Raw genomic sequence first — 12470 nt, forward strand, 5'->3', positions numbered from 1 at the left:
ATAGTAGCCCGCTATCATAAGGCTTATCCCCACTTTCCCAGACGTTTCACTCGATGAGCCAAGGCACCGAACAGGTCGAGGACTCCTCCACTCCTACCGATTCAGTCCTCGACCAGATAGAAGAGTGGTACCACGTCCCCGTACTCGCGGTGTTGCTGGGATTCATGTTGTGGGTTCGGCTGCAGTCCTACAACAACTTTGTCAGGAACGGCAAAGTGTTTTTCTCGGGTAACGATGCGTGGTATCACCTCAGGCAAGTACAGTATACAGTCAGTCACTGGCCCGCGACGATGCCGTTCGACCCGTGGACGTACTACCCGTTCGGGACGAGCGTCGGCCAGTTCGGCACGCTCTACGACCAAATCGTCGCCACGGCCGCGCTGATCGTCGGATTGGGAGATCCGTCCCAGAAAACGATTGCACTGACGCTGTTGGTCGCACCGGCAGTGTTCGGCACCCTCGTCGCCGTCCCGACCTATTTCATCGGGAAGCGGTTGGGCGGCCGACTCGGCGGTGTCTTCGGCGTTCTCGTGTTGGCACTCATCCCGGGCGTCTTCCTCAACCGTGGCTTGGTCGGGTTCTCGGACCACAACGTCGTCGAGCCGTTCTTCCAGTCGTTCGCCGTGCTGGCGATGATGGTCGCAGTTTCGGCCGCGGAACGCGAGCGTCCAGTCTTCGAACTGCTCGTGGACCGTGACTTCGCGTCCGTCCGCCGACCGCTCGGCTACGGCATCCTCGCGGGTATCGCGACCGCGTTCTATCTCTGGGTGTGGCCACCAGGGGTCCTCCTCGTCGGCATCTTCGGCGTGTTCTTCCTGCTGAAACTGACCGCGGATTACGTGCGCGGTGTCAGTCCCGACCACCTCGCGTTCGTCGCGTCGGTCAGCATGGGTGTCACGGGACTCCTTCTCTTCGTCCCGCTGGGAACGATTTCGTTCAGCGCGACGAAGTTCTCTCTCCTCCAACCGCTCATGGCGTTCGCCATCGCCGTCGGGTCCGTTTTCATGGTGTGGTTGGCACGCGAATGGGACGACCGCGACCTCACGACGGCCGGCTATCCGGTCGCCATCTTCGGTATTCTCGCGGTCGGTGTACTCGTCATTTACGTCGCCCTGCCGGGACTGTTCAATCTGATTCAAGTCAATCTCATCCGGTTCGTCGGATTCGGTGCGAACGCGGCACAGCGCACTATCGGCGAAGCAAAGCCGTTCCTGAGCGGCGGCCAGTCACTCACGTCGGCCGTCCTTCCGCAGTACGGGTTGATGTTCTTCACTGCCATTGTCGGCGCGCTGCTGATGGTCTGGCGCGCGCTCTCCGCGGACGAACACGGGGGCGAAAAGCTCCTCGTACTCGTCTGGTCGGCGTTCATCGTGGCCGCGGCGTTCACGCAGGTTCGCTTCAACTACTATCTCGCAGTTCCGGTCGCAGTGCTGAACGCGTATCTTCTCGGACAGGTACTCGGATTAGTCGGCTTCGGCGACTCGGCCAGCGAGACGATTCGAAACGTCGAAGCGTATCAGGTGCTGGCAGTGGTTTTCGTCGTCCTGCTCGTCGTTCCGGCACTCGTGGTTCCGGTGCAGGTCGGCAGCACGCAGACGTACACCGCTCAACGCGTCGGGAACAGCACCGGTCCCGGTTCGGTAACGCAGTGGGAAGGGTCGCTCCAGTGGATGCAAGAGAACACCCCACAGGAGGGAACCTACGGCGGTGCCGACAACGCGATGAACTACGATGGAACGTACACGCAAGGCGACGGCGATTACGACTATCCGGACGGGTCGTACGGCGTCATGTCGTGGTGGGACTACGGTCACTGGATTACGGTCGAAGGGAAGCGAATCCCGAACGCCAACCCGTTCCAGGAAGGTGCCCGAACCGCCGCGAAGTACCTCCTCGCCCAGAACGAGTCGCAGGCGAACGGCGTCCTCGACTCGCTCGGCGACAAGAACGAGGAGACGCGCTACGTGATGGTCGATTGGAAGATGGTCGAGACCAAGGGGCAACAGGGCAACGTCAAGTTCTTCGCGCCGACGGTGTTCAACGAGAACGTCTCGCAATCGACGTTCATGGATTACATCCTCCTCGGGAATAACCAGTACGTCGTCCAGCACAAACAGGCCTACTACGAGACGCAGATGGTTCGCCTGTACATGTACGGCGGCAGTTCGGTCGAACCGAAACCCATCGTTCTCGACTGGGACGTCGTCACCGGAACGCAGAACGGCCAGCAGGTATCGGTCAAACAGGACCCGCAGGGAGCGAACGAGACGGTCGTTCGGACGTTCGACACGATGAAGGAGGCGCGCGCCTTCGTCGAACAGGACGGTAGTTCGCAAATCGGCGGCATCGGCCCGTACCCGAGTGAGCGGATTCCGGCGCTACAACACTATCGCGTCGTCAAGGAGAGCCAGTCGAAGTCGACGTACGTCTCCTCGCACTACCAAGTGCTCGTCCAGCGACTCCAGTTGCTTCAGCAGGGTGGCGCGACGGGACAGGACTTCCTGCGCACCTCGCCCGCGTGGGTCAAGACGTTCGAACGTGTCCCCGGTGCGACGGTGCAGGGAACCGGCCCCGCAAACACCACCATCACCGCTTCGGTGAAGCTGAACTCCGCGAGCGGTGGCACGTTCACCTACACGCAGAAGGCCAAGACCGACGGAAACGGGAAGTTCACGATGACGCTCCCGTACTCCACGACCGGTTACGATAAGTGGGGAACCGACGAGGGCTACACGAACGTCGACGTCCGCGCTGCCGGTCCGTACGAGTTCAAGACGCCGGAGACGGCCGGGGAGAACGGATTCACGTTCATGAACGCGACGGCGCAAGTCACGGAAGGCCAAGTCATCGGCGAGGACACGAGTCCGGTGACGGTCTCCGTGGACCAACAGCAAACGGTTCCGGCCGAGGGCGCGAACAACTCGACCGGCAACACCTCGTCGGGTCCGGCGACGTCAGGCAACTCGACGAACGGTAACGCGACGAGCGGCAACGGTACCGCAGGCGCGAACGACTCGACGAACAGCAGTTCGCTGCCGAGTCCCGCCGCACCGTCGACCCGTGCGGGTCTCGTCGGTACGTTTGCGGCCGCGATGGTCGTGGCGCGTCGCGACTGAAACGCTTCGATTATCGGGGTTTGGTTTTCGGTTTCGGGTTTGGGTTCGTTTTTGCTGTAATCGGTTCGACAGTCAGCCCCCATCCTCATGTTCGAGTGCATCGTAGGGGCAGTCGTGACTGGTGACGAGCGAGAGCCTGCTGGCATCGACCGCGGATGGGAATCGTTTTTTGATTCGACCGGAAACCTCGGGACAATGCGTGGACTGCTGACGGTGTACCTGAAAGGCATCTGTATGGGGTCCGCCGATGCGGTCCCCGGCGTCTCCGGCGGGACGATTGCCCTGATCACGGGTATCTACGAACGCCTCATCTCCGCTGTTGCGTCGTTCGACCCGCGAATCGTCTTGAATATCCTCCGAGCGTACGACCCCGACGAACGTGCGATTGCACGAAAGAAGCTCTCGGAGATGGACATCCCATTTCTGCTCGCCCTCGGTGCCGGAATCGCAACCTCGATAGTGGCGGTCACGGGACTCGTCACGTGGGGGAGCAAGCAGTACCCCGTCCTCCTGTACGGTTTCTTTTTCGGACTCATCGCCGCATCGGCCATCGTCCTCTACGACGAGGTGTCGGTGAGTACGCCGGGACAAGCCGGTGCCGCGATCGCGGGGTTCGCCATCGCCTTCCTGATTGCGGGAGCGACCGAATCGGCGACCGGTTCGACCCCCCTCCCGCTCGTCTTCGTGACCGGGATGGTCGCCATCAGTGCGATGATCCTCCCGGGTGTGTCCGGAGCGCTCATCCTCATGCTCCTCGGTCAGTACAACTACCTCTCCGAAAGCCTGCACGGATTCAAGGACGCATTCGTCGGATTCGTCGAGGGAGGGGCTTTAGACGCCGTCGTCACACACGGAACGGTCGTCGTGACGTTCATGGTCGGTGCCCTCGTCGGCCTCTTGACGATTTCGAGAATCGTTTCGTGGGCGTTCGAACACTATCGGGCCGCGACGCTGACCTTTCTCGTCAGCCTGATGGTCGGGGCGCTTCGCTATCCCGTCGAGAAGACCGTCGCGGCACCGACGTTCGCGTGGACGCCGACGGTCGTCGGCGGCGCACTCGTCGCCGTCGTCGTCGGTGGCGGTGCGGTGTTGTTGCTCGACTACACCACTGACGATCTAGATTACTGACGAGAGACACTGTTAACTCATCACATGGCGTATCCCTTCGAGATGACCGCGACATACGAATGTGAAAACTGTGGCAAGCGCGTGAGCGCGCTCCAGCATCCGGGCGAATGTCCCGACTGCGGCGCAGAGATGCGAAACGTCAGTGTTCCGCGCGAGTAGGGGTAGAAAGGGGAACGGGGAGTGCGTTGATTTGTGCCGTCACGACGTCGATATCGTCGTCCATCTCGACGAGAAACGTCTGCGCTTCAGGGGTCGTCGTCGCCCCGTCCGGCGTCGATTCGATGTATCCGTCCTCTTCGAGGACGCGAAGGGACGAGCGGACCTCGTGGTGTTCCGTACCGGAGAACCGTGAAAGACGACGAATTCCGATGGGCTCTTGCTCCTGGACGAGTAGAAGGATTCCGAGCGTCCGCTCTATCAGTTCGAGTTCACGGGTGAGAGTATCGAACATGGCTGAACTGACCCACCCTGCCGGTTAAAACGTTTCTTCGGAACGCATCCGTGACATACTGTGACCTCCGTAGCTTCCCTCATCCCGATGGCCGAACGCGGTCGCCAGTGCCGATCATCATCAACAGGAATGCGAACAACAGCGGTGAGATGGCCGCGAGTACGATCGCGGCGACGAAGATGTACGAATCGGTCGAAATACCGCCGTTAGCGTTGGCCTTCTGGCCACCTCCTGGCAGTTGAATCTTGCCGACCATGGTCGTTGGATGGACCTGACAGTGATATTTCGTCATCTCCGACGTGGCGGTGAACGTCACCGTCTGGGTCGCTCCCTTCTGGGACATGATTTTGCTCTTTTCGAGCGTGTTTCCCGACGAATCCAGGAGCGCGAAATTGTGTGGCTGCCCGTCGAGGTTTTCCCAAACGACGCGGTATTTCTGTCCGGGCTTCAGTTTCAACGCCGGGTTCGACTTCCCGTCGATGCTGGACGGTTTCTGTCCCTGCCACGCCTGTACCTCGCCGCCCAGACGGAACGTCTCGGTCTGTGCGTCGGTGCGTCCGCTCGCGGCGACGAGCGACCCCGCCGCCATCGTCGTGAGAAAGGCCCGCCTCGTCGTGCCCCCCGTTTGCTGTTCTGACATCGTGCCCCCGGAAGTCCCACGACGGGTATCGCCAAGAAGGTACAGGTCGACGGAGGATTCATCGGCTCGGGTGTGGTTGGATAAAAATTATTCAACCGGTGCGAACGCAGTCCACGTCGATGCGGACGAACGACACGGTCGGGGACGTGAGCACGGTCCTCTGGTGGTTCGGGTGGCGGTTCGAGGCGGGGGTCGCGCTCGCGGTTGCACTCTCGATTCTGTTCGGTGCGACAACCGGAACGGAGACCGGGTATCTCGTCGGCATCGCCACCGGACTCGGCCTCTGGTTTCTCGGGACCAAGGAGATAGACCGCGCGTACTGGACCCTCCTCGAACCCCACGCGGAGTACACGAAGCAGGTGCGCCGGACCGTGGCGGAAACCACACCACACGAATCGACGTACACGCTCAATTACAGTTCCGGGTCCTCGATCCTCGTAACGCCCGATGAGCGCTACTTCACCACGACCGTCTTCGTCGGCGACGAGTCGCTCACGTTCCACGAGGGCGTCGGGGTCGATATGGTCGACAGGGTCCCGTACTTCAAGGACACGACGACGGAGGTTCGATACGAGTGGCTCTCCTCGATACGGTACGAGAAACCGTATGTACGCCTCGAACTCACCAGCGGGAAGTCGATTCGATACTACGCGAACGACCGACCCGACGAACTGTTGGCGGGCGTGCGCGACCGAATCCAGCGCCATTCGCGGGACACTACCGAGAAGCGGACCGAGACAGAAGGGACGGCCGAGTGGGTTCAGCGGGAGTTCAACTAACTAACGCCGCGTCCAGCACTTCGAGCGGGTGGCGGATGTCGTACCCCGTTCCGTGGTTCATCTGCATCGCGCAGGTCGGACACTCGGTCATGCCCGTTTCGCCGCCCGATTCCTCCATGTGGTCGAACATCTCCTCGCCGATTTTCATCGAGGTGTCGTACTTCTCCTCTTTCCAGCCGTACGTTCCGCTGATGCCGGAACAGGAGTCGCCCACGTCCACCGGGTCGGTGCCGTCGAGCGCCGACAGCAGTTCGACGGCCTGCCCGTCGAGTCCCTGATTTCTGGCGTGACACGGCGCGTGGTAGGCGAGAGTTCCGAACTCGGATTCGGGGACGGAGGAGTCCGCGAGCGCGCCGTCCAAGTCCTCGTTGACCCGGAGATATTCGAGGGCTTCGAAGGTGTTCGCGGCGACTTTTGCGGTACCGTCGAAGGAGTAGAGTTCGGGGTACTCCTGTCGGAGCGCCATCGAACAGGAGGTACACGAACAGATGACGTCGTAGCCCTTTTCCACCAGCGCGGCGAACGTCTCGATGTTGAACTTCGCCGCGCGCTTCGCGTCATCTAACATCCCGTTAGCGAACATCGGCGTCCCCGAACAGCGCTGCTCCGGGACGACGACTTCGTAGCCGAACTCCTCGTACACGCGGACCATCGACTTGGCGACTTCGGGCGTGTTGAAGTTGGAGTAATCGCCGTGGAAGTAGGCGACGCGCTTGTCGTCCGAGTCCTCTTCTCGCGCTTGCTGCGCTCGCTTTTTCGAGGCGGCGTTGCCGCCTCGCTCCTCCCACCAGTCGGTGAACGTCTGCTCGGCGAAGGCGGGGAACTCCCGTTCGCCCGCGATACCGAGGAGCTTCTCGTAGGCCACCTTCGTCACCGAGAGACCCATCACGAAGTTGGCGAGGCGGGGGAACTTCGCGCCGAGCGGTGCGAGTCGCCCGTAGTTCGCCAAAATCCGGTTACGGACGTACTCCCGAGAGAATTTTGACATCTCCTCCTCGACGTACTCCCCGCGGGCCGTGTTATGCATCCCCGAGAGCGGCACGTCGGACGGACAGGCGCTGTCACAGCGCATGCAGTTCGAACACGACATGATGGAGTCGTCGATATCGTGGTCCTCCTTGCGCTTGAGTCGCCACTGCTCGGGACCTTGGAACTTCGGTCCCGGGAACTCGTCGTCCACTTCGGCGACGGGACACTCCGTGTCGCACGTCGAGCATTTGTAACAGTCGTCGGACCCCGGTCGGAGGTCGAGCGGTTCGCCTGTAAACACGTCGCGCAGTTCGGCCGCGTCTCGTCGGTCTGCTTGCTTCTCACTCATGGATTCACATTCACCTGTTCGCTCGCAATCCGTCCCGCCACGACGCCGGTCGAGAGCGAGACGCCGCTTCCTGACTTCTCCGCCGCGAAATCGTAGCCGCCGAGAACGCCACCGGCGGCACGGAGGTTGTCGAACGCCGGTTCGCCCGCCGCATCGAGGACCCGCAGTTCGTCGTCCGTCGCCACGCCGAATCGGGCGAAGGCGTGGTTGCCGAACGCCGCTGGCTCCGACCAGTCGTAGCGGTCTTCGGGCGCGGGGATGTGGCAGTCGAATATCGGTTCGTACACGCTCTCGCGCGTCGATTCGATTCCCTTTCCGACCAAACCGCCGGTCGCCAACACGAACTGGTCGCCGTAGAACGGAATCTCGGCGCCGTTACGCTCCACGACGACCGCCTCGATTTCGTCGTCCCCCTCGAAATCCACGACGGGATTCCCGGAGGTCGTTCGGACGCCTTCGTCCTGAAGGGCGTCGTGAAACGCGGTTTCGAGGCGCATGCCGGGAAGGCTCGGCGGTCCCATCGGCACCTCGAACACGTCGACACCGAGTTCGGCTTCGAGGGACGAAATCACGTCGGCGGGTCGGTCCTCGCCGAGCATCGCCGGAAAGCCCACGCGCTCCGCGTCGCCGAGGTGGGGTTCGACCAGTTCGGCGAGCGCGGTGCGGATGGGAAGGGACGTCGAAATCCCGCTTCGTTCACGGTCGATTCGTTCGTTCTCGTCCAACGCGTGGGCGAGTCGGGTGATTCGGGCGTCGGTCCGAAAGTCGCCCGGAAACGCGACGGTGACGCCGTGTGCGTCGAACGGCACGTCCGCCGACAGTCGGTCGGCCGCGAGCGGCGCATCGAAATCGACCACCGTCTCGAAGCCGACTAACAGGGTGTCCCGCTCGTCGCTCGCCAGTCCGTTCGCGCTCGTTTGGGGGTACCGCGCGGTCGGTTTGATTCGCCCGCCGAACGTCGGTACGAGGGCGTTCCGGTCCGTGTGGCCACCCGCGTAGTCGGTCACGGAATCGAGGAGGGCGAGGCCGTCGCGGATTCCCTCCTCGCCGACGATTCGATAGGGGTGGTCCTCGGAAAGTGCGGAGAGCGCGTCGAACGGGTCGGAAACCAGTCCGTCCGCGTATCCCAACACGTCGATGAGGCCGCTCGCGTGGCGGAGCGTACTCTCTTTGTGCGAGAGCAATCTGACCCGTACTCCCTCGCGGGCCGCGGAAAGCGCGGTGGTCATCCCGGCGATACCGCCGCCGATGACGACCACGTCGTCCTCAATCGCCACGCTGGCCCCCGTCGAACGCCGCGAAGTCGATGTTTTCGGTACGTTCGTCGCGGTTCATCGTCGTCGCGTGGAGCGCGTAGTTCAGCGCGGCCTGTGAGAGCTGTTCGCCCCATAGACCGTGGCGTTCACCCTTCCAGCGCTCCTGAAACAGTTCGTCCAGCGCTTTTCGAGATGTGGGTTCGTCGTACCCCGGATACAGTTCGTTCGCCATCCGATGACAGCAGATTCCCCCCTGACAGTTGCCCATCGAGGAACGGGTGCGGATGCGGACCGCGTTCAAGTCCGAACCGGACCCGTCGATGGCGTCGTGAATCTCCGCGCGGGTGACGGCCTCACACTCGCAGATGACGGGGTTCGGGTCGGTGTTCGTGAGGACGCCCTCGGCGCGACTGCCGAGACGCTGGACGCTCCGGCGGCCGACCGGCGACCGAAGCCCGAACTCGTCCATGTAGTCGTGCAGGAGGGTGAAATCGTGGCTCCCGGGAAGCGGTTCGTCGGCGGTGTGGCACGTCGCCCTGACGCCGAGTTTGTCACAGACGTGGTCCGAAATCTTCTCGGCCATCATCCGGTACGTGGTGAACTTGCCGCCGACGATGCTCGCCATACCGTCGAGGCCGTCGCGGTCCTCGTGGTCCAACAGGAAGAAGTCGCGAGTGATGTCCGTCGGGTCGGTCGTACCCGTTCCCGGGGGTTCGTACAGCGGTCGGACGCCCCAGAAGGTGCGAATCGTTCGGGACTCGCGGAGGATGGGGACGAGTTTCGACAGTTCGTCTATCATCAAATCGACCTCCCAGCCCTCCTCCGGGTAGTTCTCGGGGTCCTCCACTTCCTCGTCCGTGGTTCCGAGAATCGCCGTCACTTCGTGTGGGACGATGATGTCGGCGTCGCCCTTCGGTCGGCAGCGGTTGATGACGGTGTCCACTTGCCGGCAGTTCATGACGACCATCGCACCCTTGGACGGCCGAACCTCGACGTCGACGCCCGCCATGTCGCCGAGTTGTCCCGCCCACGCGCCCGTCGCGTTGACGACGTACTCGGCGCGAATCTCCTCCGTCGTTCCGGGTTTCGCGTGGTTTCGCTTGCCCGGCCCGCTCGCGTGGTGGACTTCGACGCCCGCCACGTCGCTTCCCTCGACCAACACGTCCGTCACTTCGGCGTGCGTCTCGATTCGCGCGCCGTGCATCTCGGCGTCGGCGGCGTTGGCGACGCAGAGCCGAAACGGGTCGATTGCCCCGTCGGGAACCGAAATCGCGCGTTTCACGTCGTCGGTCAGATACGGTTCCTGTGCGCGCGCCTCCTTCGCGGTCAGTTCCTCCGCCGGGATACCACAGTCCCGACAGCCCTGTAGCTTCTCCTCGAAATAGTCGTCGTCGTCGCCCTCCAGTTGCACGAACTGGCCGCCGGTCATCTCGACGCAATGGCTGGCGATGTCCCGAAGGACGCGATTCTCCTCGATACACTCCTCGGCGCTGGCTTGGTCGGAGACGGCATACCGGCCGCCACTGTGGAGCAGGCCGTGCATTCGACCCGTCGTCCCGTGGGTGAGATTTCCCTTCTCGACCAACGTCACGTCGAGTCCCCGCATTGCGAGGTCCCGAGCGATACCTGTGCCCGTCGAACCACCCCCGACGACGAGCACGTCGGCGTCTGTTGCCATGGGTGGGGGTTGGTTGGAACACACTTTAGTTTACCGCCAGCGAGGGTGGTAGTGGTAAAATACGTGCCGTCCGGTGATATTTCGTCTTTGGTTCCGTGTCTCCCATCTGGAAAATTCGGGGTGAAACGTACAACAGAGAGACAACTGTTATCTATATTCGGCCGATTAGACCGCCATAATGGACATTGGAGAGCGCATCGAACGACGACGCGCGACGTCCCCCGTCGCCAACCTCGTCGTCGAATGGAGTATACTGAGTCCGGTAACGCACGTCTCGAATCCGGTCGGTCGAGGGTCAACGTTGGAACGACTGCTCGACGAACTCGATGCGCTCTTTTCGGATCGACTCCCGCCGAACGTCCATCTCTACGGGCCGCCCGGCGCGGGAAAGTCCGCGCTCGTGTCCGCGCTGTTCAGTCAACTGGGAAAGCAGTTATCGCCCGGACGAGGGACGATACTGACGACCACCCGGGCGGTCAACGAACGCGGGTTCGATTTCGTTCACATCGACGCCCGGCGGGCGTGTACGCCCTTCCGACTGTATCGCTCCGTACTCGATTCGCTCACCGACGACCACGTCCCGGAACGGGGTGTCGGCACCGGCGTCCTGCAGCGGAAGTTGGCGACCGCGGTACGTCGGTCGAACCGGGCCGTCGTCGTCGCGGTGGACCACGTGAACGAGGAGGGGACGCTTTCCGCCGAGGAAGCGACGGCGCTCTTCGACGACATGGACGAATCGCTGTCCGTGATCACCGTCGGACGAACCCGTGGAAGCGCGACACACACGCTCGAAATCCCGGCCTACAGCACGCACGAACTCGCCGACATCATCACCGAGCGAGCATCACGCGGGCTACGGCAAGGCGTACTCGACCACACGCAGGTAAAGACGCTCGCGGAGTGGGCCGACGGTGACGCCCACGACGCGCTGGCGGCGTTGTTCGGTGCGGTGACGCTCGCCGTCGATGTCGACGCGGACCGGGTTCGGGACGAGGACTTGACGGCCGCGATGGACGCGGTGCCATCCGACGGGGTATCACTCGGTATCGTGCTCTCGCTCCCGGAGAATCGTCGGCAGGTACTCGCCGAACTGCTGGAACTCGACGCGGAGGAACGAACCACGGTCGAAACCAGCGCGGCCGCCATCGCGGCCGAGACGGACCTCTCGTCTGGGACCATCACTCGCTACCTCTACGAACTCGCCGAAGCGGGCGTCCTCGAACGGGTTACGACCACCAACGGGCGACAAAGCGGACGGAAACCGAGCAGACTCGAACCGCGGTTTCCGACGCTCGCGTTTCGAGCGCTACAGGAGAACTGAACGGTTTCAGGTAGTCACGACTGGAAAACCACCCCCGATTTCCAGTACACTTCACGAGCATGGATGAAGGGGGAACATTTATAATGAAAGTGTTTGATGTTTACAGCCAATGGCCTACAGCCAGTAAAAATGGATGAGGCCACGCTGAGTGGACCCCGTCCACCAGCAACGAATCCAAGAGGCTACCCGAATGACAACGAACGAAACGTACGTCGGCTCTATCGACCAAGGAACGACAGGCACTCGATTCATGGTGTTCGACCACGCGGGAACGGTGGTCGCGAACGCCTACGAGAAGCACGAACAGATATACCCGGAACCGGGGTGGGTCGAACACGACCCGCTCGAGATATGGGAGAACACGCAGTCGGTCATCGAATCCGCGCTCGCGGAAGCGGGCATCGAGGCCGACCAACTCGCCGCGCTCGGCGTCACCAACCAGCGGGAGACGACCCTGCTGTGGGACGCGGACACCGGCAAACCGGTCCACAACGCCATCGTCTGGCAGGACCGCCGGACGACCGACCGCATCGAACGGTTGGAAGCGGACGGCAAAGCGGACGGCGTTCGCGCGAAGACGGGACTCCAACCGGACGCGTACTTCGCGGCGACGAAGGCCGAATGGCTGTTGGACAACGCCGAACCCATCAAAACCCAGCGCGCTCGCCCGGCGGATTTGCGTGACCGCGCCGAAACCGGCGAAATCCTCTTCGGCACCATCGACACGTGGTTGATTTACAACCTGACCGGCGAACACATCACGGACGTGACGAACGCCTCGCG

11 protein-coding genes are annotated in these 12470 nt (G+C 62.4%); 6 read left to right on the forward strand and 5 right to left on the reverse strand.

Features of this window, described 5'->3' with window-relative positions; all coding sequences use genetic code 11:
• The first annotated feature begins 53 nt into the window (after nucleotides 1–53).
• From AC1XDK_RS23175 to AC1XDK_RS23185, 3 genes are all read left to right on the forward strand, one after another.
• Nucleotides 54–3116, forward strand: a complete 3063-nt coding sequence (locus AC1XDK_RS23175) for an oligosaccharyl transferase, archaeosortase A system-associated (protein ID WP_483352368.1) — start codon at nucleotides 54–56, stop codon at nucleotides 3114–3116.
• 195 nt (nucleotides 3117–3311) lie between these two features.
• Complete coding sequence (locus AC1XDK_RS23180; RefSeq protein WP_483352392.1) at nucleotides 3312–4244, forward strand: DUF368 domain-containing protein; 933 nt, start codon at nucleotides 3312–3314, stop codon at nucleotides 4242–4244.
• A 42-nt stretch (nucleotides 4245–4286) separates the two neighbouring features.
• Nucleotides 4287–4403 carry a rubrerythrin-like domain-containing protein gene (locus tag AC1XDK_RS23185; RefSeq protein WP_483352370.1) on the forward strand — a complete coding sequence of 39 codons (117 nt, stop codon included), beginning with the start codon at nucleotides 4287–4289 and terminating at the stop codon, nucleotides 4401–4403.
• Here AC1XDK_RS23185 and AC1XDK_RS23190 read toward each other — a convergent pair.
• Nucleotides 4384–4695: a hypothetical protein gene (locus AC1XDK_RS23190; protein ID WP_483352372.1), complete on the reverse strand. Its 312-nt coding sequence runs from the start codon at nucleotides 4693–4695 to the stop codon at nucleotides 4384–4386. The two genes, AC1XDK_RS23185 and AC1XDK_RS23190, sit on opposite strands and share 20 nt — an antisense overlap.
• Nucleotides 4696–4774: 79 nt before the next feature.
• Nucleotides 4775–5335, reverse strand: a complete 561-nt coding sequence (locus AC1XDK_RS23195; RefSeq protein ID WP_483352373.1) for a cupredoxin domain-containing protein — start codon at nucleotides 5333–5335, stop codon at nucleotides 4775–4777.
• A 119-nt stretch (nucleotides 5336–5454) separates the two neighbouring features.
• Here AC1XDK_RS23195 and AC1XDK_RS23200 point away from each other — a divergent pair, with 119 nt between their 5' ends.
• Nucleotides 5455–6114: a hypothetical protein gene (locus AC1XDK_RS23200; protein ID WP_483352375.1), complete on the forward strand. Its 660-nt coding sequence runs from the start codon at nucleotides 5455–5457 to the stop codon at nucleotides 6112–6114.
• Here the strand turns inward: AC1XDK_RS23200 and AC1XDK_RS23205 are convergent.
• Genes AC1XDK_RS23205 through glpA form a run of 3 tightly spaced genes read right to left on the reverse strand, consistent with a single transcriptional unit; the run spans nucleotide 6107 to nucleotide 10366 of the window.
• A complete protein-coding gene (locus AC1XDK_RS23205; RefSeq protein WP_483352376.1) occupies nucleotides 6107–7432 on the reverse strand; it encodes an anaerobic glycerol-3-phosphate dehydrogenase subunit C in 1326 nt (441 codons plus the stop codon). The two genes, AC1XDK_RS23200 and AC1XDK_RS23205, sit on opposite strands and share 8 nt — an antisense overlap.
• A complete protein-coding gene (gene glpB, locus AC1XDK_RS23210; protein WP_483352378.1) occupies nucleotides 7429–8709 on the reverse strand; it encodes a glycerol-3-phosphate dehydrogenase subunit GlpB in 1281 nt (426 codons plus the stop codon). Before glpB ends, AC1XDK_RS23205 begins: the two co-directional genes overlap by 4 nt.
• Nucleotides 8699–10366, reverse strand: coding sequence for an anaerobic glycerol-3-phosphate dehydrogenase subunit GlpA (glpA, locus tag AC1XDK_RS23215; protein WP_483352379.1), 1668 nt, complete (start codon nucleotides 10364–10366; stop codon nucleotides 8699–8701). Before glpA ends, glpB begins: the two co-directional genes overlap by 11 nt.
• Before the next feature lie 178 nt (nucleotides 10367–10544).
• Here glpA and AC1XDK_RS23220 point away from each other — a divergent pair, with 178 nt between their 5' ends.
• Both AC1XDK_RS23220 and AC1XDK_RS23225 read left to right on the forward strand, forming a co-directional pair.
• On the forward strand, nucleotides 10545–11687 hold the full coding sequence (locus AC1XDK_RS23220; RefSeq protein WP_483352381.1) for a Cdc6/Cdc18 family protein: 1143 nt from the start codon (nucleotides 10545–10547) through the stop codon (nucleotides 11685–11687).
• A gap of 190 nt (nucleotides 11688–11877) precedes the next feature.
• A partial coding sequence (locus tag AC1XDK_RS23225; RefSeq protein WP_483352383.1) for an FGGY family carbohydrate kinase occupies nucleotides 11878–12470 on the forward strand: 593 nt, incomplete at its 3' end.

This window comes from Haladaptatus sp. HS23 (assembly GCF_056892285.1).